Genomic DNA, 21595 nt, shown 5'->3' on the forward strand with positions numbered 1-21595 from the left:
TAATTCTTAATAGAAAGAAATTATGGTTGTTTTACAAAACATTTCCTATACACATCTTAACAAAGACTTACTGTTTAATGAAATTAACCTAACAGTAAACAAACAAAATAAAATCGCTTTAATTGGAAATAACGGCGTCGGTAAATCGACGCTTTTAAAAATTATTGCCAATGAATTACAACCTACGGGCGGAGTCCTAACCTTGGGAGCCGAACCTTATTATATACCCCAAATTTTTGGACAGTACAATCATCTCACTATTTCAAAAGCTTTACAAATAGAGGAAAAACTAACTGCACTTCATGAAATTTTGAAAGGAAATACCAATGATGAAAATTTTACTATCCTAAATAACGACTGGACTTTCGAAGACCGATGTCAGGAAGCATTACACTTCTGGCAACTAACGGATATCGATCTTTCTAAAAAAATGGAAACATTAAGTGGTGGCGAAAAAATCAAAATTTTTCTTGCTGGAATTTTAATTCATCAGCCAGAACTCGTCTTATTAGACGAGCCTAGCAACCATCTTGACAGCTCTGGCAGGCAATTGTTGTATGATTTTATTCAATCATCAAAAACAACTATGATTATTGTAAGTCACGATCAAAAATTACTGAATCAGCTACATGCTACTTGCGAGTTAACCCCAAATAAAATTAAAGTTTATGGCGGAAACTTTGATTTTTATATTGAACAAAAACAAATTGAAAAAAACGCATTAAACAACAATATTCAAAACAAAGAAAAAGCCTTACGCAAGGCCAAAGAAAAAGAAAGAGAAATAATCGAACGACAGCAAAAGTTAGACAGTAAAGGGAAAAACAAGCAAGAAAAGTCAGGAGTTTCGAGAATCATGATGAATACATTGCGCAACAATGCCGAAAATAGCACCTCGAAAATAAAAAGTGTTCATGCCGAAAAAATTAACGGTATTTCACATGATCTACAAGAATTGCGATCTAATTTGACTCCTCTAGACAAAATGAAATTTGGTTTTAGTTCTTCCAATCTGCACAAAGGAAAAATCCTTTTTACTGCAATTGATGTGAATTTTGGCTACAACAGCCATAATCTATGGAAAGAAAATTTGAATTTCCAAATAACATCTGGAGAGCGAATTGCCTTAAATGGCCAAAATGGTTCTGGAAAAACAACTTTAATTAATCTCATTTTAGAAAAGTTAAAGCCACAAACAGGATCTGTTTTAGCTGCCGAAAGTAAAGGGATATACATTGACCAAGATTACTCATTACTTAACAACACTTTGAATGTTTATGAACAAATAGAATTGTTCAATGTTTCAGAATTACAGGAACACGAAATCAAATTTAGATTGAATCATTTTTTATTTACTAATGAATACTGGGACAAATCGTGTAATACTTTGAGTGGTGGCGAAAGAATGCGTTTAATGCTTTGTTGCTTGACCCTAAACAAACAATCACCAGATCTTATTATTTTAGACGAACCTACCAATAATTTAGATATTCAGAACGTTGTAATACTAACAACTGCCATCAATCAATACCAAGGAACATTAATTGTTGTATCACATGATAAAAGTTTTTTAGAGAAAATCAATATTGAACGAACAATCGAACTATAATTTTAAGAAATATGACCTCAGAAATCCTTTCCACAACACCAAATTCTGAAATTGTTAGTATCAGAATATTCAACTTCTCTATAGAGCACTTATATCGTGCTTGGTCGGAACCTGAACATTTGAAAAATTGGTGGGGACCTAAAGGTTTTACCAATACGTTTCACGAATTTGATTTTCGCGAAGGAGGTAAATGGAAATTTACCATGCACGGCCCTGAAAAAGGGAATTTCGAGAATGAATGTGAATTCATCAAAATAGAAAAACCAAATCTTATTGCTTGGAAGCGTCATTCAAAACCGCATTTTCAAATCCTAACCACTTTTGAAGCTATTTCTGCAAACGAAACCAAAGTTGTTTTCAAAATGCTTTTTGAAACTGATGAAGCTTGTCAAAAACTAAAACCTTATGTTATAGATAAAAATGAAGAAAACTTTGACAAACTCGAAAAAGAGCTAGAAAAAATGATATTATAACTTTATTTCCACTCAACATCTACTGTATTTATCATTGTAGGCGAACCACCATTATAAAGAATTCCAAAACCACCGTAATCAGAAGTATTAATTTTTGCAGTTAAAAAAACTTCAGAATGTACCTCTTCATTGGTGGTGGCCGAAATTAATTCTGGATTACACGCAGTACCTTTTACAACCAATTGATTAGCCACAACTTCAAGATTAATCGTGTATTTTCCTTTAAATCCATTAGTAGATATTGGCTGAGTTATTGTTGTTGCGATACCATTTTTATACTCTAATAAAACACAATCTACAGCATCATGAAATTTAGTAGTTCGAATAAATCGTACTGCATAACCACTCATCGTTTTAGTATCAAACTTAATTAATACATCCATATACAAATGAGCCATGCTAAAACCCTGACCAGCCGTTTTGAATGGTGTTACGGTAAGGCAAAATTTCATATCTGTATATCTCTTTTCAATTGGTGTGTATAGCAAAGTAGCACTTCTGCCCGTTTGTAAAAGTCCAAATTGATTATCAGCTCCATCAAATCCTTTTCCATAATACCATACTTCTTTATTAGGATCATTACCTTCATTAGTAAATGGTCGCAAAGTCCAAAAACCAGGTTTAAGCTCGAACTGGTTTCTTGTCGAAGTATTTTGAAAATCTGTCCAAAAATTCATTTTGGTCGTAAGAATATCTTTTGGATCGATAGGTTTGTCAGTAATAACAACAAAAGGTTTTCCTGCATCACTCCTGCTACTTTTGGGAGCAACAGTCGCCATCATATAATACCCAACATCTGCAATATTAAGCGGATAATCGATAAGAGGAACATTGTTTCTGGATATTGCTACTTCAATTGGCTCACTTCCTTTTTTGTCACTACAGCGATACCAAGTAACTTGTGTTTCGTCTTTAAAAGAATTCTCAACTTGATAATTTAACTTTAGCTTTTCGTCTATAATTTTAGAAAATTGAGGGAGTTTGATAAATTTTGGACTATCTAATTTTGGCGGAATGACATACACTACCGAAGCCGCTACTAGTCCAGAAGCTGCTTTTGCGGTAACTATTACCGTTTGCATTTCGTCATTCAAATTATTTGGTATAAGCTCACATTCGCTACCATCGTAATTAGGCTTCAAACTCAGCACACTATTGTCAGCATCTGTACTCCAAGTAATTTTTTCTCCTTTTAATTCATAATTTCCAAAGCGATTAACAGTAGCCTTCAAAAGTACTTTGCTCTTATCTGTTTCAATCGTAATTTGTGAAGGACTTACTAAGAGCTGTGTTGGAAGATGGGTATATTTTTGTTGATTTTTCTTTTCGGCCTCAAAAACCAAATCCTTTATTTGCATTGGATCCCAATTATCATTTCCTGACAATAAATTATAGGTATTGTAAACAACTTTACCATTATAAATAAATCGATATGCATTAAGAACATCTAAATTATTCATATCAACAGTCGCTATTTTATTGTTGTTTTCAATCCAAACCGCTTTGTTATTAAGACTCACATTGTATTGATAATTTCGAGTTTCCTTTGGTAAATTATCATTCCATCCCAAATAAATTGTTTTATCCGACGAAAATCTCGTATCCACTATTGACAATTGTCCATTAGCTTTTGTAAAAAACTGATTCCCATAAACAAATGATCTGATATCACAATTCAAAAAAACAGCACCAGTTCCAACGGTAGAATAAAACGGCTTAGAGCTATAAAAATCTAAACTACAATTCAAATAAACACCAGTCCCGCATAAAGCATCATCAGTTGATTCAAAATGACAACGATCAAACAGTACTCTTTTGCCACCAACAAATGGACACAAATTAAGACGACTTATAAATCGGGTATTTCGAGCTACAATTTTGTCACCATCACAGTGAATAAGCTGCGCCTGAACAATTGCAGATGCTCTTTTTTTTCTGTTTAATTCTGGCCTCAATGGATAATTCAAATCAACATTGCAATAATTTCCAAAAGTAATATTCTCGGAACTTGTACCTTGACCAGAGAATTTAAACATGGTAAAATTTCCAACGGCACCAATAGTTTGTCCACGATTAGAAGCTAAAACAACATTTTCAGGATTATCACTAAGACCATAAAATCGAAGCCATTCGCATTTAATAACCAAGCCATACGGAACTGTTTCGTTAGCTTGAGGTTTTCGAATTTCGGGATCATCGGGATTGTCTATCCAATAAACATTTGGTGCGATAAACAAAGTCATTGGAGAGGATTCGGTTCCATCTGTAAGCTCTTTGCTAGCAGCATGTATCGAATTGAAAACAAATCTATATTTAGCCACCTGATCGTCTGTTAGTTGCGAATCTATAAAGAACGATTTTGGTCCTAACTCAATGGTCTTACCTTTGTAAATGATGGTTTTTCCAGTAAACTGAATTGGATTTTTAGCATCAAGAGAATGATATGCCACTTTTTCTTGTGCTATTGAAAGAAACCCAAAAAACAAAAATAAGGTGCAAAAATAAACTCTCTTCATACGGTAAATCAAAGCTTTCCTGTTTTGGCCATAACAAATAAAATAACAATAGGAATTGCCAATAATATAGTCATCAAAGTATGTTCCTGAATCAGCTCCGGATTTCGCAATAAGGTAATTAAATACCCACCAACTGCACCTCCAAAATGTGCTGTATGGCCAATATTATCATTCTTGGCTCTCATTCCGTAAATAGAATACAATAAATATAAAATTCCGAACAAATACGCAGGAATTGGTAATATAAAATACAGTCCCAACATCATATCGGGTTGCAACAAAATAGCCGAATACAATACTCCAGTAACCGCACCAGATGCTCCTACGGCTCTATAACTATAATCGTTTTTATGAAACAACATTGTAAGCAAACTACCAAAAATCAAGCTACCAAAATAGACCATTACAAACGAAACTGTTCCTAAAAAAGTTAATACTACAGGTGCAAAAAAATACAACGTCAGCATATTGAATACCAAATGGGCTATATCTACATGCAAGAATCCTGACGAAATCATTCGGATTTGTTCTCCAGAACGAATACTACCAATATGGAATTCGTACTTTCTGAAGAAATAAAGATCATTAAATCCCTTATAACTAATTATAACATTGGCAATTATAATGGCAAGCAAAATAAGATTCATACTCGAATTAAATTTTAAAAGTTTACAGTAAAACTAACTATTATTTGATAGACAAGATACACTCTTTTGAAATGAATTGAAAAGTATTTGATAACTAAAAAAATAAATAGCAGTTGGCTACTAAAAATCTTAAAAAAACGATAAAAAAAACAGGAAACATGTTTAAAAGTATATATTTGATTGGATAAAAAATGAAATACATTCAGGCTTATGAGTTATCCTTTATATATTGTATTTCAGCACTTTCTTTTTGATTACCATAACCATTTCGAGTTTTGACTATTTAAAACATACAAAAATTGAGATAATCTCAAAACTAGAAGCTTATTAGTACAATTAATTTTAAAATTATTATTTATTTATATTTGTATAAATTTTAACTACATGCAATATCTTGTATATTTACTTGCTTATCCATTAATTTGGGGAATATCTATACTTCCTTTTCCAATACTTTATTTAGTTTCTGATTTGGTTTGTTTTATAACCTACAGAATTATAGGCTATCGCAAAAAAACAGTAAGAGAAAATTTGGCATTGGCACTTCCTCATTTATCCGAAAAAGAGCGCCTTGATGTAGAAAAAAAGTTTTACCACCATATGTGCGATATGTTTCTTGAAATGATCAAAACGATGAATATTTCGGAAAAAGAAATTCGCAAAAGATTTGTTTTCAAAAATATAGATGTTTACAAAGAAGTCGAAAAACACGAAAAAAGCATCGCTGTAATTTGCTCACATTATGCTAGTTACGAATGGATTATATCCATGAATTATTATTCTGATTTCGTGGGCTATGGAATTTATAAACAAATTAAAAATCCTTATTTTGATAAATTAGTCCATAAAATACGTTCGAGATTCAAAGCCAAATTAATCACTACTAGACAGACAGTTCCAACAATTATTAGTAACAATAAAAACAAAGTATTGTCATTATACGGGTTTGCAAGCGATCAATCGCCTAAAGCCAAAGCGGCTGTACATTGGGCAAAATTTATGGGGATAGAAGTTCCTGTTCATATTGGTGCCGAAATGTTGTCCAAAAGATACAACATGGCTCTACTATATTTGAATACCAAAAAAGTAAGTCGAGGTCACTACGAAGCTACCCTTGAAATCCTTTCGGAAAACCCAAAAGAAATACCTGATTTTGAACTTACCAACCAATATTTGCATCTTTTGGAAAAACAAATTTATGAAGCTCCCGAATATTATTTATGGACTCATAAACGATGGAAATACAGACGTTAAGAAACATATTTTTTATAAACTAAAAAAAAGCTTTTCGATACCATTTTCGAAAAGCTTTTTTAGTTTCCTATTTTTTGACCGAAAACCATTTTTGTACAAATTCGTCTTCGATTGCCTTTGAATTCCTATGAATAAATTCATTGGTCACTTTATCATAAGTATAATCTAAGGACCACTCTTTGAAATTTTCGGATAAAGATTTAATACTATCGCAAACATATTCAATTTCTTCTGAAGTTGTGGTTGGATGAATAGACATTCTAATCCAGCCTGGTTTTCGAATCAAATCTCCTAAACTAATTTCGTCGATTAATTTGTTAGAAGCTTCTTGATCGACATGCAACAAAAAGTGTCCGTAAGTACCCGCACAACTACATCCCCCACGCGTTTGAATCCCAAACTTATCATTTAATAATTTCACCCCAAGATTAAAATGCAAATCTTCTATAAAGAACGAAATTACACCTAAACGATCATGATGCTGATTAGCTAGTATTTTTAAATTAGAAATTGTATTCAGAGAAGCAAAAACATATTCTACCAGTTCATGCTCTCGTTCTAGAATATTATCAACACCCATTTGTTCCTTCAGTTGAACTGCCAAAGCCGTTTTAATAACCTGCAAAAAACCAGGTGTTCCTCCATCTTCCCGATCTTCAATGTTGTCTATATATTTATGTTCGCCCCAAGGATTTGTCCAAGAAACCGTTCCGCCTCCTGGACAATCTGGCACCATATTATGATATAACTTTTTGTTGAAAACCAAAACCCCAGACGTTCCGGGACCTCCCAAGAATTTATGAGGCGAAAAGAAAATAGCATCCAAATAAGATTTTGGATCCTCAGGATGCATATCGATTTTTACATACGGGCCTGAACACGCAAAATCAACAAAACAAACTCCGTTGTACTGATGCATAAGTTTGGCTACTTCATGATAAGGAGTTTTTATTCCCGTTACATTCGAACACGAAGTTATAGAAGCTATTTTGTATGTTCTATCTTTGTGTTTTTCTAATAAAGCAAACAAATTATCCAGACTAAAAAGTCCATTTTCGCAGGAAGGGATGACCTCTACATCAGCAATAGTCTCTAACCAAGAAGTTTGATTCGAATGATGCTCCATGTGAGATATAAAAACAATAGGTTTTTTCTCGATTGGAATATTTACATATTCTATAAGGTTTTCAGGGATTTTCAAACCTAGAATTCGCTGAAATTTGTTGACCACCCCTGTCATTCCGGTACCATCGGTAATTAAAACATCATCCGAATTAGCATTTACATGATTCTTTATGATATGTCTTGCTAGGTGATATGCCTTGGTCATTGCGGTTCCCGAAACGGTAGTTTCGGTATGCGTATTGGCAACAAATGGACCAAACTCATTCATCAATTTTTCTTCTATTGGACGATACAAACGCCCACTTGCAGTCCAATCTGTATAAACAATTTTTTGAAGACCAAAAGGCGATTCAAACTCTTGATTGATGCCAATTATGTTTTCTCTAAACTGTTGAAAATAGTTTTCTAATTGAGTGCTTGTTTTTGTCGAAATCATTTTAACGCAATTTGGCTTCAAATATATCGCTTTTTGATAAAAGACAAATCGGCAACTTTACGTTTTTTGGTAAATATTCTAGATTTTAAAAGAGTATCCTGATTATTAACCCGAAAAACAGACGGATTTCTGATAAATATTCAATACTACCTATTTAAACAAACAATTATTACTTGACAAATAATAAAATCCTCAATATTTTTTCGATACTTATCTAAAAAAATAGTTTCTAAATTGTTTGATATTATTGGGAAAAAAATAAATTTGCAATTCTAAAAAAATCGGGATGTAGCGCAGCCTGGTAGCGTACTAGCATGGGGTGCTAGGGGTCGCTGGTTCGAATCCAGTCATCCCGACGAAATATAAAAAAACCGTTCCAAAATAATGGAACGGTTTTTTAGGTTTATATATTTTTGCAAATAAAGACAATTGCTCACTTTTTAGCCCTGACAGAGTCGATATCCTCGAAGCATAGCGTAGAGATAAAGACGATGGCAGGAATCTATGCTAATTGATAAAGCCTATTGTTTCGCTTCTTAAAATTTATATGCCTGCTACTGCTTTTATTTCATCGATAATTCTTAATGCTAAATCATCGGCGATTTTTTGTGTGGCGGCTTCGGTATAGATACGAATAATGGGTTCGGTATTAGATTTTCGAAGGTGAACCCAATTTTCGGCGAAATCAATTTTCACACCATCAATTGTTGTGATGTCTTCATTTTTATATTTTTCGGTCATAGCAACCAGAATAGCATCAACATCGATTTGAGGAGTCAATTCTATTTTGTTTTTACTCATATAATACTCAGGATAAGAAGCACGTAATGCCGAAACAGATACATTTTGGTTGGCCAAATGCGTTAAAAACAAAGCAATTCCTACCATACTATCACGACCGTAATGAGACTCAGGGTAGATAATTCCGCCATTCCCTTCACCACCAATGATAGCATTGTTTTTCTTCATTAATTCGACAACATTTACCTCTCCAACAGCACTCGCTTCATAGGTACCATTGTACTTGTTAGTGATATCACGCAATGCACGAGATGAAGACATATTAGACACTGTATTACCAGGTGTTTTACTCAAAACATAATCGGCTACAGCTACTAGAGTATATTCTTCACCAAACATTTCTCCGTCATCGCTAATAAAAGCCAAACGATCTACATCAGGATCTACTACGATTCCAAAATGGGCTTTTTCTTTAACAACCAATTCAGAAATATCGGTTAAATGTTCTTTTAATGGCTCAGGATTATGAGGGAAATGACCGTTTGGTTCGCAGTACAATTTGACCACTTCAACTCCCATTAATTCTAATAATTTAGGAACAATAATTCCGCCCGAAGAGTTTACACCATCTACTACTACTTTAAATTTAGCTGCTTTTACGGCTTCAATATCGACTAAAGGTAAATTCAAGACTTCGTCGATATGAATATCCATATAAGCATCATTTACAGTGATTTGCCCTAAATTATCTACATCGGCAAAATCAAAAGCTTCGGCTTCTGCAATTTCAAGAATTTTTTCACCTGCAGCACCGCTCAAAAACTCCCCTTTTTCATTCAATAACTTCAAAGCATTCCATTGTTTCGGATTATGAGAAGCAGTCAAAATGATTCCGCCATCAGCTTTTTCTAAAGGAACAGCAACTTCGACAGTTGGAGTAGTTGACAACCCCAAATCAATCACATCAATTCCTAAACCAACAAGAGTATTGATTACTAAATTATGAATCATTGGCCCAGAAATACGAGCATCACGACCAACAACAACAGTTAAATTTTCTTTTTTTGAATATGTTTTTAGCCAAGTTCCGTAAGCTGAGGCGAACTTTACAGCATCAACAGGAGTCAAATTATCTCCTACCTTACCTCCTATCGTACCACGAATACCTGATATTGATTTTATTAATGTCATTTTTAAAAATTATATGGTTATTTAGTTACAAATATAGAAAAGTTGCTAAGTTTCCGACTTATTAAGTTTCTAAGTTTAAAAAAAAAAATGCTATTTTTACTAAAAACGAAAACTAAGAAACCTAAGAGTACTTAGTAAACTGTTTCCAGAAAAAAGTAAAAAAATGAATTTTCTTGCCCATATCTATTTGTCAGGCGACCAAGAACTCGTAAAAATTGGAAATTTCATGGCCGATGGAATTCGCGGAAAACAATTCGTAAATTACCATTCGGATATTCAAAAAGGAATAATTCTGCACCGATTTATTGACACCTACACCGATTCGCACCCCATTTTTAGAAAAAGCACCAGCCGATTGCATAGTAAATACCATCATTATTCAGGAGTTATAATAGATGTGATTTACGATCATTTTTTAGCCAAAAATTGGAATTGTTATTCTGATGAAAAACTCGAAAATTATGTAGCTCTTTTTTATCAATCCTTACACGATAATTACGATTTGCTATCCGAAAGAGCCAAAGGAATGATGCCATACATGATTAAACAAAACTGGTTAGCAAGCTACCAAACTATCGAAGGAATCAACCAAATCCTAACACAAATGGATTATCGCACGAAGAATCAATCCAATATGCGATTTGCTTCAACAGAACTTACCACACATTACGATGATTTTGAAGAAGAGTTTACAACTTTCTTCGAAGATTTAAGAAAAGAATCGTATCAAAAACTAATTTCTATTTAAGAAATGGTACTTTTTTTAGTCATTCTCAAAAGAAACAAAACCTAAATTGAAACGAATATTCTTGATTTTTTCTAGAAAGTTTCAATACTGATATGGCACTATGTATTTATGGATTTTAAACTCCAATAAAATTGTGACGGTTAATTGTTTATAAGTTTTTATAAAAACAACGAATTATACAACAACAGCACATATTAACTCAGATTTGTTTTATTAAATTTGCTTGCTAAAAAAATCAAAATGTCAGAAAACAACCAACCCGAAGTAAATTCAAATCCAGAAAAAAACAATTCTAAATCAAAAAAAATAATTCTTATATCGGCTGTATTAGTCGTACTTGGCATCATCATAATACCACGTGTTTGGGCAAAGTTCAACAAAAAAGAAACCATATGCTTGAACAGTCAGACTCAAATTTACGACAAGTTCAAAAATGCAGTCGTGTTGGTTAAACACTCCTATTCATTACAGATTTCAATCAAAGGTTCAGAACCTTTTCAAATCGAAGTTGACGATACCTCATTTGAAGAAAAAACTATTTCAGGAACAGGCTTTTTTGTTTCAGAAGACGGAAAAATTGTAACCAATCATCATGTGGCTGAACCTTGGAAATACGCAACCCCAGATACCCAAGCTTTTGATGAATTGAAAAATCATATTGCAGCAATACTTCCTGATTCTATCGATAAAAAAGATTACAAAGTTTATCTAGAGTCCCATTGGAATGACTATTATAATGATTATGAAAACGAAGGAGATTTTTCCGATGAAGAAGCTGCTATCGAAAATAATTTAGTTGTAGCCAATGTAGATTCAACAAATGTAAACTCAGAAGTAAACGATTTAATTACCGAAAACAAAACTGATGAAGCAGCAGTAACAGGTCAAATTACCTATACTAGTCTTGAAGATATTGAAATTGTTCCTAAAACAGTTACAGTTAGTATTGCATTACACGGTTCAAAAGACAACTGGCTTCCATGCAAAGTCTTTAAAATAGCTAACGAAGATGAAGTTGATGTTGCTATTTTACAATTAACAAATGAAACTTTACCAACATCAGTAACTAATATTGTCGATTTAGATAACGCTGTAACCGATGACACTTCTCTAAAACCTGGAACCAATGCAATTTTAATTGGTTATCCGCTAGGATTGCAATTAGCCAATACCCGCAAGGGAATCAAAGTTCAGGTATATGAAGGTCAAATAAATAAAGAATCAGACGGTGTTAGTATTCAATACAATGTGACTTCTACCCATGGTGCTAGTGGTTCACCAGTATTTAACGAATGTGGCCAACTCATAGCTGTAAATTATGCAGGATATGATCAAGCTCAAGGTTATAATTTTGGAATTGTTGCTAAACATGCAATGTCATTAATGGAATAGTTTTCTCTTCTTAATATAAAATCTTAATTTTGTATTCAATCCATGATGTAAGATCTAATGTTAAAAAAACTCCTTTCCAAATTTGAACAACTAATTGCTTTATCACAATCTCTTTTAGGAGAAAAACAATTCATACTCCTATCGAGTGTTTTGGTTGGTATTTCATCAGCTTTTGCGGTGATTGTATTAAAAACATTTGCGCACTGGGTTTTTCGATTTGCAACTTATGTAACCAGACATACCAATTTTCTTACTATTCATACTGATTTTCTAACTATTGGATTAATCAAAATAATGCTTCCTGCAATAGGAATTTTGCTTACGGTATTCGTTGTCAATAGATTTTTAGGTGGCGCCATCGAGAAAGGAACTTCTCAAATTTTATTTGCAGTTGCCAAAAAAGCCAGTATAATTCCGAAGAAACAAATGTACGCTCAAATCGCAACCAGCTCACTTACCGTAGGTTTAGGAGGGTCGGCTGGACTCGAAAGTCCGATCGTAATTACAGGAGCGGCATTTGGTTCTAATTATGCTCAGAAATACAAATTACATTATAGAGATAGAACTTTGCTTATTGGTTGTGGTGTTGCAGCTGGTATTGCAGCAGCTTTTAACGCCCCAATAGCCGGAGTGTTATTTGCTGTAGAGGTTTTACTTGTCGATGTGAGTATTTCGGCCTTTACACCTATTATGATTGCTGCTGCAACTGGAGCTTTAGTATCTGCAATTGCTTTAGACGAAAGTATATTATTGAATTTCCCTACTAGACAAACTTTTAATTATCATAATCTTTTTTATTACATTTTTCTTGGAATTTCAACAGGTTTTATCGGGATTTATTACACCCGAAATTTTCAAAAAGCAGAGCATTTTTTTAGTCACGTAAAGCTTTCTCCTTATAAAAAAGCATTATTTGGAGCTTCGATTCTAGCTCTTTTAATCTTTATTTTTCCAACTCTTTTTGGCGAAGGATACGAAACGATTAGAACACTTGCAGAAGAAGACCCTGGGCAACTATTAGAGAATACTTTTTTTAGTGAATTTAGAAACAACGATTGGGCTTTGTTGGCCTTTGTTGGATGTTCGTTTATGCTAAAAGCCTTTGCTTCGGGGATTACAATAGGAAGTGGCGGAAATGGGGGTAATTTTGCCCCTGCTCTATTTTTAGGTTCATATGTTGGATTCTTTTTTTCAAAGTTCCTTAATATGACGGGATTAACTAACTTGCCAGTTAGTAATTTCACAATGGTTGGAATGGCCGGAATCTTGAGCGGTTTATTTCACGCACCTTTAACAGCAATATTTTTGATTGCAGAAATCACAGGGGGTTACGGATTAATGATTCCTCTAATGATAGTTGCTTCAATTAGTTTTGCAATCTCTAAACGTTTTGAAATTCATTCGTTGGATGTTAAAAATTTAGCTAAAAAAGGGCACGCATTTACGAGTAATAAAGACACTAATGTTCTCTCCACATTAGATACTAACTCTATTATCCAAACTGATTTCCTTACAGTATCACCCGATGAAAATTTAGAAAAATTAGTCGATTTGATCTCTCATTCCAATCAAGTAATTTTTGCCGTAGTTTCCAAAGACAATAAACTTTTAGGAATTATTCATTTTAATGATATCCGTGAAATTATTTTCAATACTTACCGGGTAAAATACACCTTGATCAAAGAAGTTATGGTACGACCAGAAACTGTTATCCATCCTTTTAACAGCATGGAAGTAGTAATGAACAAATTTGAATCATCCAAAAAAAACTATCTCCCGGTGGTTCGTGATGAAAAATATTATGGTTTTATATCCAAATATGTTGCGCTAGAAGCCTACAGAACCAAATTAAAATCAATGACTATAGAATAATTTTTTATCTAAACTAAGTAGTTATTAATTTTATTCAACGGCAAAATAAACACACATAATCTAAAAGAGAAAATCATATTGTTTCAAAAAAAAAATGCGAATCCTCTTTTGCTTTTATATTATCTTATTTTAACACAATCTTCCATGATATCCTATCAAAAAAATCAAGCAAAATGGTAACTTTGCTTTTTTGTAAAAATTATGCTAGAAACAGACAATACGATTGAAGTTCAAGGCGCTCGCGTTCATAATCTAAAAAATATAGACATTTCAATTCCTCGCGAAAAACTAGTGGTTATTACTGGTCTTTCGGGGTCTGGAAAATCATCTTTGGCATTTGATACGATTTATGCCGAAGGACAAAGGCGTTATGTAGAAACTTTTTCGGCCTATGCTCGACAATTCTTAGGAGGATTGGAGCGACCCGATGTTGATAAAATTGATGGGCTTTCGCCCGTAATTGCAATTGAACAAAAAACAACTAGTAAAAGCCCACGCTCTACCGTAGGAACGATTACAGAAATTTACGATTTTTTGCGTTTGTTATTCGCACGTGGCGCAGACGCATACAGTTACAATACGGGCGAGAAAATGGTTTCCTACTCTGATGATCAAATTAAAGAACTGATTACTGATAATTTTACCGGAAAAAGAATCAATATTTTAGCACCCGTAATTCGTTCTAGAAAAGGACATTATGCCGAGTTATTTCAACAAATAACCAAACAAGGATTTCTGAAAGTTCGTGTAAATGGAGATATCCTCGATTTGGTTCCTGGAATGAAATTGGATCGATACAAAACACATGATATCGAAATTGTCGTGGACAGAATGGTTATCGAAAACAATCCCGATATCGACAAACGATTATCCGAAAGTATCAATACCGCTATGCATCACGGCGAAAATGTTTTGATGGTACTTGATCAGGACACGAATGAAGTTCGTTATTTTAGCAGGAATTTAATGTGTCCTTCAACTGGAATTTCCTATCAAAATCCAGAACCCAATTTATTCTCTTTTAATTCCCCAAAAGGAGCTTGCGATCATTGCAATGGCTTAGGAACAATCAATCAAATCAATGTTAAAAAAATAGTTCCCAATCCTAAATTATCGATAAAAGCTGGCGGATTTGCTCCTTTGGGTGAATACAAAAGCAGTTGGATTTTCAAACAATTAGAAATTATTGGCGAAAAATTCAATTTCAAATTAACCGATGCAATCGAAAGTATTTCTGAAGAAGCAATGGAAATGATTTTGAATGGTGGAAAAGAGAAATTCGCAATTGAATCTAAAGTTTTAGGCGTTACCAAAGAATACAAAATTGATTTTGAAGGAATTTCTCATTTCATCAAAAACCAACACGACGAAAGCGGTTCGACAACCATAAAACGTTGGGCTAAAGAATTTATGGATGAAGTAAAATGCCCAGTTTGCGAAGGTTCACGATTAAAAAAAGAAGCTCTTTTTTTTAAAATCAACGAAAAAAACATTTCCGAATTATGCGATTTGGATATTTCAGATTTGACTGCTTGGTTTTTAGACCTAGACCAACATTTGTCTGAAAAACAAAAAACAATTGCTTCTGAAGTCATTAAAGAAATCAAAGACAGATTGAACTTTTTAATGAATGTTGGTTTGAATTATTTAGCCTTAAGCCGAAGCTCAAAATCGCTTTCTGGTGGCGAAGCACAACGTATTCGATTGGCAACTCAAATAGGTTCACAATTGGTCGGTGTTTTGTATATTCTCGACGAACCTAGTATTGGTTTGCACCAAAGAGACAATGAAAAACTGATTCAATCACTTGAACAGTTACGTGATATTGGAAACTCCGTTATTGTAGTCGAGCATGATAAAGACATGATCGAAACGGCTGATTATGTTATTGATATAGGTCCAAAAGCAGGCAAATTCGGGGGTGAAATCATTAGTATCGGTACCCCAAAAGAAACATTAGCATCCAATACCATTACCGCTCAATATCTGAATGGTAAAATGAAATTTGATATTCCGAAAGAAAGAAGAAAAGGAAATGGCAAATTCCTAAAACTTACAGGAGCAACAGGAAATAACTTAAAAAATGTTTCTATCGAAATCCCTCTAGGTCAATTAGTTTGTGTCACAGGCGTTTCTGGAAGCGGAAAATCGACTTTGATTAACGAAACCCTTTATCCTATTTTGAATGCTTATTATTTTAATGGGGTCAAAAAACCAAAGCCTTACAAAAAAATTGAAGGTTTAGAGCATATCGATAAAGTAATAGATATTGATCAAAGTCCAATTGGAAGAACACCACGATCCAATCCAGCAACTTATACTGAAGTTTTTTCAGAAATCAGAAATCTTTTCACGATGACTCCCGAGAGTATGATTCGAGGTTATAAAGCTGGTCGTTTTAGTTTTAATGTAAAAGGAGGACGTTGCGAAACCTGTGAAGGTTCTGGAGTTCGTACAATCGAAATGAATTTTTTGCCAGATGTTTATGTCGAATGCGAAACATGTCAAGGCAAACGCTTTAATAGAGAAACACTTGAAATACGCTACAAAGGCAAATCTATTTCGGATGTACTCGAAATGACTGTTGATGAAGCTGTTCCTTTTTTTGAAAATATTCCAAAAATTTACAGAAAAATAAAAACTATTCAAGACGTTGGTTTGGGCTATATCACACTTGGTCAACAAAGTACAACTCTTTCTGGTGGCGAAGCACAACGTATTAAACTCGCAGGAGAATTATCCAAAAAAGATACTGGAAACACTTTCTATATTTTAGACGAGCCTACTACAGGTTTACATTTTGAAGATATTCGAGTATTGATGGAGGTCATCAATAAATTAGTTGATAAAGGAAATACCATATTAATTATCGAACACAATATGGATGTTATAAAATTGGCCGATTATATAATTGATATTGGTCCTGAAGGTGGTAAAGGTGGCGGAACGCTTGTAGCCAAAGGAACTCCTGAAGAAGTCGCTCAAAACAAAAAAAGCTTTACAGCCAAGTTTTTGAAAAAGGAATTATCCTAATTAAAATTTTGAATAGAGTTTCTCTTTTTGTGAAAAATCTATTAATATCCATAAAAATCACAAATTACATTTATTATTAAAAGACAAAGACTATCTCTTAAATAAGAGACAGTCTTTTCTAATAAAAATTCAACTTAAAAAATTAGAGTATAAATATTTTATATAAATGATTAGTTCAGTTAATTTTAATCATAAGAATTATCTAAACATCATTATGGAGTATATGTATCCCCTAACTTTAGTTTATCACCAGAATCATCGACTTCAAAAAATTTAGGAATACGAATATATTTTCCTTTATTATTCTCATAATGACTATGTAATGACATAATTAGTTTACCATCAAAAGTATAAAACATCATGCCATGCCCAAAATTTGGTGGTGTTATTGGTTCGGGTTCTTGTATCCAAGGTCCGTCAAGAGTACCGCTTTCTGAATATGCCACCCCCTGAGTATAAACATCATAAACCCAACTAGTCCACAACATTCCTAGTTTTCCAGTTTTTGTTCTAAAAACCCATGGTCCGTCAGTCACTTTATTTGGCTCTATAAACCCATTCTCCTTTTGTTTACTCCAAGGCGAATCTTTAGCATAGAAAAGAATTTTTGCTTTCCCAGTTGTACCACTAAAATTATTCTTAAGCTCTATTTTTTCAACAGTACCATTATTATTCTGTACCCATTCATGACAATATACCATATATGGTTTTTGATCTACATCTGTCCATAATGTTGCATCAAGCGTTGACATAGATTCAGGTAGATACGTTTTATCAGCCATAGGTACATAAGGCCCCTCTGGGCTATCACTTATCAGAACGTGACTTGCCCTTCTAACATTCTTTTTAGCATCAATGATGATTTTTTCATTAGTGAAAGTGGCAAAATAATAATACTTTCCTTTGTACTCGTGTATCTCTGCTGCCCAAATCATTGGTGATTTTCCCATCCATGATTCAGGGTTTGGTTTTGCAACTTCAAAAGGGCCTGACCAGTATTTTAAATCCTTACTCTTCCATAATAAGCCACCAGTCCCAGTCATGTAATACATATTACTTTTTTTGTCAGCAAAAACAAATGGGTCACTTAATCGTATTGAATCTAAAACAATATTGTTTTTTACTTTTGTATGCTTCTGCTGAGAAAAAACTGGAAGTACTACACATAAAAAAAGTGTTACCAAAACTAGTCTTTTGCTTTTCATCATAATTCTTGTTTTACTTAGATAATTCAATTCCTTGATGGGTTGGAACAACTTGTTTGATAGTTCCATCAGGTTTAAATTCTAATTTATCGATACAGACTTCGCGGTGAAAGCCACCAGCTTCACCCATTTTGATACCAGTTGGATATGAAAAACGGTGGTACGTAATATACCATTCATCCTTATTTGGGATTTGTAAAACCGAATTGTGTCCTGTTGCGTAAATTCCCTGATCTGGAATACCCTGGATAACTACATTATCTTTAGAAATTTCAATTGGCCCCAAAGGTGATTTTGACGTTCCGTAACGCACTTTGTAATTTGGACTTCTAGTATCATCCTCACTCCACATAAAATAATAAGTTCCTTTTCTGTAAATTACGTAAGTTCCTTCACGATAAGTGTTGTCAACATTAATTAATTTGGCTTGACCTTTGAAAGAAACCATATCGTCATTCAATTCGGCTACAGCCATATAACCATTACCCCAATACAAATAACTTTTACCTGTTTTAGGATCTGTAAAAACATCTGGATCAATTTCTTGTCCACCTTTTACTCCTTCTGGTCTAGTCGCTACAAGAGCTTTTCCACTGTCTTTGAAAGGTCCTGTTGGATTGTCTGAAACGGCAACACCAATTTTTTGTGCTGCTGTGAAATAATAGAAATACTTATACTTTCCTTTTACTTTTTTCTCAACAATACAAGGAGCCCAAGCATTGCGATTTGCCCAAGTAACATCTTTTTTAAGATCGATGATAACACCTTCGTCTTTCCAATCTTTCAAATTATCGGACGAGAATGTTTTGAAATAATACCCTGACCAGCCATCAAAACCATCGCTTGTTGGGTAAATGTAATATTTCTTAGTTTTGTTAGAATATAAAATATCTGGATCTGCATAGTAGCCCTCAAGAACTGGATTATTGTTTACTCTTGGATATTTTGCCGGAGTTCCCCATTTATCGGTAAGACGATTCAATTCGGATCTTGTAATAGGCAAAATCGTTCCGTGACGCGGGTTGAAATCCATAGCTATTTCATTATCGATTACAGCAAAATGCTCTAAATCTTTTGTCTTAGTAAACTGATATCTCCCTTTGGTGTAAACATCATACATCAAAATATACTCATCAGAATTATTCAATTTAAAAACACTAGACCCTTCTACTCCATCGTTGGTTTGTTGTAGATAATTATCATTTTCTATCCAATTCCCCGAAGTCAAATCGGTAGTAGTTGCTACTTTTATACCCGCTTTCTCGGTTTCTGTTTTATAAAAAAGATGATAAACGCCTTCTTTTTCGATGATATCACCGTCTATACAAGCTCTTTCTGATTTTGGCACAAACAATAATTTTGGAGCGCTTTCAAGAGCTGTAAAGTCCTTATTAGCATAAGCATAGTAAATTTTGTCAGGGCCTCCCGCATACTGCAAACTAAAGTAAATCATATATTTACCAGCTTTTGCATCGTAAATAGTTTGAGGTGCCCAAACACGTTTTAAGTTCTCATTACCTGGAAAAGTAGTTTGGATATTCACTACATTACTTGTCCAATTGACAAGGTCGGTACTTTTTAATAAAACCATTGCACGATTACTGTCCCAACCTTTTGATGAAGTCATATCTGTCAAAACCATATAAAAAGTCTTTCCATCTTCACCTCTCAAAATATGTGGATCACGCACACCTCCAGTTGAACTGATTGCTTTGCTGTCTATTACCGGTTTATTATTATTAAGATGGTAATAATGATAGCCGTCTGCGCTAATCGCATAACGAACAGCCTCCTCCTCGACTGAGTTTCCTGTAAAATATACAAATAAGTATGCCGTTAAATCTTTTTCGGCAATAATTGGTGGTGTTCCTTTGGTTGTATTCTGTGCCTGTGCTAAACTAAAACACATTAGCAGAATTAAAAATATTCTTTTCATTATTTTTTGCTTTTTAATTGATACAGAACTGAACTATGCGGTTTTAAATCTGCTCCTATTTCTTTGGAAGTTACTTTAGATTTTTCACCTGTCCACATATTTAAAACTTCTGCTGAACCGGAAATTCCAAGATCTGAAAGATTTACGGATACTTTCTGTGAGTCTTTATCTGAAATATTGAACAATGCCAGATAAACACTTCCATCTTTTGCATTTTTTGAAGTAACCGCAATTTTTCCATCTTTTTGAAAAAGTTGCTTTACATCGGTACTCTCATTATGCATTTTTACAACTTCAGGATTTGTTAATAATGACAAAGTAAAAGCATCGTTACTTGGTAAATCTCCACCAAAAAACAATGGTGATTTTAAGATATTAAAAAATGTAATCAACGTATATTGCTCGTCTTTTGTTAAACGAGTCATTCTATCATTACCACGCTCTCCTCTAATCGAAATGCGACCCAACGGAATCATATCGCAATCAGGCCATGTTCCTGGAGCAATATGTGGATACCATTTTTGAGCAATATCCATCAAATGCGTCATGTGAGGCCATGTATCCCAAACATCATCAACCATACGCCACATATTAGCATGCTCTTTTACGTGTGAAGCAGCCGTAATTGGAGTTTCTCCAGGCGAAGTACTCAAAACAATTTTGCGCCCACATTTATCGATTGCTTTTCGGATTAAATTGATTTCACCTTCATGATAAGGTCTAGATAAATCATCTATTTTAATAAAATCGACTCCCCATTGTGCATATAATTCAAAAATAGAATCATAATACTCCTGTGCTCCAGGTTTGTCCGCAACAATGGTATAATTATCTCTTAACCATTCGCATTGCAAAGCTGTAGAATAAATTTGATCTGCAGTTACACCGTTTGCACCTTTAATTGGCATCTTGTCTTCAACTGCTTTTTTAGGAATTCCTCGCATGATATGAATTCCGAATTTCAATCCTTTAGCATGAACATAATCAGCCAAAGGTTTAAAACCTTGTCCATCTTTTGCAGACGGAAATCTATTTAACGCTGGTAAATATCTTCCGTATTGATCCATTACATATCGAGGATCTGTTTGATTGTAACCGCCTGCTTTGTCATTTTCTACAAACCATCTTATATCAACAATTATATATTCCCAACCAAACTTTTTAAGTTCTTTTGCCATATAATCAGCATTGGCTTTTACTTCATGTTCTTCTACAGTCGGACCATAACAATCCCAGCTGTTCCAGCCCATTGGAGGTGTTTTTGCCCATTGTTTAAATTCTCCTTCTGCAAATGTTTTTATTTGCGCATTTACAGATGCAGAAATTAAAATGGTTCCTAAAAAAATGGTTATTTTATTTTTTATTTTCATAATTTTTAAAAAAATAAGTGTTAATAATACACTTTAAATATACTGTT

General features: G+C 33.7%; 14 protein-coding genes and 1 tRNA gene. 8 read left to right on the plus strand and 7 right to left on the minus strand.

The genetic code is table 11. The annotated features are described in order from the left end of the window. The first annotated feature begins 22 nt into the window (after positions 1-22). Positions 23-1609, plus strand: coding sequence for an ABC-F family ATP-binding cassette domain-containing protein (locus ABEB18_RS01575; RefSeq protein WP_348797248.1), 1587 nt, complete (start codon positions 23-25; stop codon positions 1607-1609). 11 nt (positions 1610-1620) lie between these two features. Next, positions 1621-2082, plus strand: coding sequence for an SRPBCC family protein (locus ABEB18_RS01580; protein WP_348797249.1), 462 nt, complete (start codon positions 1621-1623; stop codon positions 2080-2082). A 2-nt stretch (positions 2083-2084) separates the two neighbouring features. Here the strand turns inward: ABEB18_RS01580 and ABEB18_RS01585 are convergent, their stop codons facing one another. Together ABEB18_RS01585 and ABEB18_RS01590 are read right to left on the minus strand one after the other, a co-directional pair. Continuing rightward, complete coding sequence (locus ABEB18_RS01585; RefSeq protein WP_348797250.1) at positions 2085-4598, minus strand: pectinesterase; 2514 nt, start codon at positions 4596-4598, stop codon at positions 2085-2087. A gap of 8 nt (positions 4599-4606) precedes the next feature. Then, entirely contained in the window at positions 4607-5245 is a 639-nt protein-coding gene (locus tag ABEB18_RS01590) for a rhomboid family intramembrane serine protease (RefSeq protein ID WP_348797251.1), read from the minus strand. Between the two features lie 384 nt (positions 5246-5629). On the opposite strand from ABEB18_RS01590, the gene ABEB18_RS01595 reads away from it, so the two are divergent. Beyond that, positions 5630-6499 carry a lysophospholipid acyltransferase family protein gene (locus tag ABEB18_RS01595; protein ID WP_348797252.1) on the plus strand — a complete coding sequence of 290 codons (870 nt, stop codon included), beginning with the start codon at positions 5630-5632 and terminating at the stop codon, positions 6497-6499. A gap of 67 nt (positions 6500-6566) precedes the next feature. On the opposite strand, the gene ABEB18_RS01600 is transcribed toward ABEB18_RS01595, so the two are convergent. Continuing rightward, positions 6567-8060: an aminotransferase class V-fold PLP-dependent enzyme gene (locus tag ABEB18_RS01600; protein WP_348797253.1), complete on the minus strand. Its 1494-nt coding sequence runs from the start codon at positions 8058-8060 to the stop codon at positions 6567-6569. Between the two features lie 282 nt (positions 8061-8342). Here ABEB18_RS01600 and ABEB18_RS01605 point away from each other — a divergent pair. Beyond that, positions 8343-8416: transfer RNA gene (locus ABEB18_RS01605), tRNA-Pro, on the plus strand. A gap of 187 nt (positions 8417-8603) precedes the next feature. On the opposite strand, the gene glmM is transcribed toward ABEB18_RS01605, so the two are convergent. Beyond that, positions 8604-9992 carry a phosphoglucosamine mutase gene (gene glmM, locus ABEB18_RS01610; RefSeq protein ID WP_348797254.1) on the minus strand — a complete coding sequence of 463 codons (1389 nt, stop codon included), beginning with the start codon at positions 9990-9992 and terminating at the stop codon, positions 8604-8606. 163 nt (positions 9993-10155) lie between these two features. Between glmM and ABEB18_RS01615 the strand changes: the two genes are divergently transcribed. The 4 genes from ABEB18_RS01615 to uvrA all read left to right on the plus strand — a co-directional run bounded on the left by ABEB18_RS01615 (position 10156) and on the right by uvrA (position 17037). Then, positions 10156-10740, plus strand: coding sequence for an acyl carrier protein phosphodiesterase (locus ABEB18_RS01615; protein ID WP_348797255.1), 585 nt, complete (start codon positions 10156-10158; stop codon positions 10738-10740). Positions 10741-10980: 240 nt separating this feature from the next. Then, positions 10981-12132, plus strand: a complete 1152-nt coding sequence (locus ABEB18_RS01620) for a S1 family peptidase (RefSeq protein ID WP_348797256.1) — start codon at positions 10981-10983, stop codon at positions 12130-12132. Positions 12133-12189: 57 nt separating this feature from the next. Then, positions 12190-14004, plus strand: a complete 1815-nt coding sequence (locus tag ABEB18_RS01625; RefSeq protein ID WP_348797257.1) for a chloride channel protein — start codon at positions 12190-12192, stop codon at positions 14002-14004. 201 nt (positions 14005-14205) lie between these two features. Further along, complete coding sequence (gene uvrA / locus ABEB18_RS01630) at positions 14206-17037, plus strand: excinuclease ABC subunit UvrA (RefSeq protein WP_348797258.1); 2832 nt, start codon at positions 14206-14208, stop codon at positions 17035-17037. Positions 17038-17249: 212 nt separating this feature from the next. Here uvrA and ABEB18_RS01635 read toward each other — a convergent pair whose 3' ends face one another. From ABEB18_RS01635 to ABEB18_RS01645, 3 genes are read right to left on the minus strand one after another with little or no spacing between them, the layout of a single operon-like run. Further along, on the minus strand, positions 17250-18311 hold the full coding sequence (locus ABEB18_RS01635) for a glycoside hydrolase family 43 protein (RefSeq protein ID WP_348797259.1): 1062 nt from the start codon (positions 18309-18311) through the stop codon (positions 17250-17252). Next, a complete protein-coding gene (locus tag ABEB18_RS01640; protein ID WP_348797260.1) occupies positions 18256-20178 on the minus strand; it encodes a glycoside hydrolase family 43 protein in 1923 nt (640 codons plus the stop codon). The genes ABEB18_RS01635 and ABEB18_RS01640 overlap by 56 nt, the downstream gene beginning before the upstream one ends. Then, positions 20178-21548, minus strand: coding sequence for a glycoside hydrolase family 27 protein (locus ABEB18_RS01645; protein WP_348797261.1), 1371 nt, complete (start codon positions 21546-21548; stop codon positions 20178-20180). Before ABEB18_RS01645 ends, ABEB18_RS01640 begins: the two co-directional genes overlap by 1 nt. Positions 21549-21595 lie beyond the last annotated feature (47 nt).

Source organism: Flavobacterium adhaerens (assembly GCF_040045115.1).
Taxonomy (GTDB): Bacteria; Bacteroidota; Bacteroidia; order Flavobacteriales; family Flavobacteriaceae; genus Flavobacterium; species Flavobacterium adhaerens.

Excerpts from the sequence above, each read along its gene's own strand:
- ABEB18_RS01575 (WP_348797248.1), top strand. The coding sequence starts at position 23 with ATGGTTGTTTTACAAAACATTTCCTATACACATCTTAACAAAGACTTA.
- ABEB18_RS01580 (WP_348797249.1), top strand. The coding sequence starts at position 1,621 with ATGACCTCAGAAATCCTTTCCACAACACCAAATTCTGAAATTGTTAGT.
- ABEB18_RS01585 (WP_348797250.1), bottom strand. The coding sequence starts at position 4,598 with ATGAAGAGAGTTTATTTTTGCACCTTATTTTTGTTTTTTGGGTTTCTT.
- ABEB18_RS01590 (WP_348797251.1), bottom strand. The coding sequence starts at position 5,245 with ATGAATCTTATTTTGCTTGCCATTATAATTGCCAATGTTATAATTAGT.
- ABEB18_RS01595 (WP_348797252.1), top strand. The coding sequence starts at position 5,630 with ATGCAATATCTTGTATATTTACTTGCTTATCCATTAATTTGGGGAATA.
- ABEB18_RS01600 (WP_348797253.1), bottom strand. The coding sequence starts at position 8,060 with ATGATTTCGACAAAAACAAGCACTCAATTAGAAAACTATTTTCAACAG.
- glmM (WP_348797254.1), bottom strand. The coding sequence starts at position 9,992 with ATGACATTAATAAAATCAATATCAGGTATTCGTGGTACGATAGGAGGT.
- ABEB18_RS01615 (WP_348797255.1), top strand. The coding sequence starts at position 10,156 with ATGAATTTTCTTGCCCATATCTATTTGTCAGGCGACCAAGAACTCGTA.
- ABEB18_RS01620 (WP_348797256.1), top strand. The coding sequence starts at position 10,981 with ATGTCAGAAAACAACCAACCCGAAGTAAATTCAAATCCAGAAAAAAAC.
- ABEB18_RS01625 (WP_348797257.1), top strand. The coding sequence starts at position 12,190 with ATGTTAAAAAAACTCCTTTCCAAATTTGAACAACTAATTGCTTTATCA.
- uvrA (WP_348797258.1), top strand. The coding sequence starts at position 14,206 with ATGCTAGAAACAGACAATACGATTGAAGTTCAAGGCGCTCGCGTTCAT.
- ABEB18_RS01635 (WP_348797259.1), bottom strand. The coding sequence starts at position 18,311 with ATGGAACTATCAAACAAGTTGTTCCAACCCATCAAGGAATTGAATTAT.
- ABEB18_RS01640 (WP_348797260.1), bottom strand. The coding sequence starts at position 20,178 with ATGAAAAGAATATTTTTAATTCTGCTAATGTGTTTTAGTTTAGCACAG.
- ABEB18_RS01645 (WP_348797261.1), bottom strand. The coding sequence starts at position 21,548 with ATGAAAATAAAAAATAAAATAACCATTTTTTTAGGAACCATTTTAATT.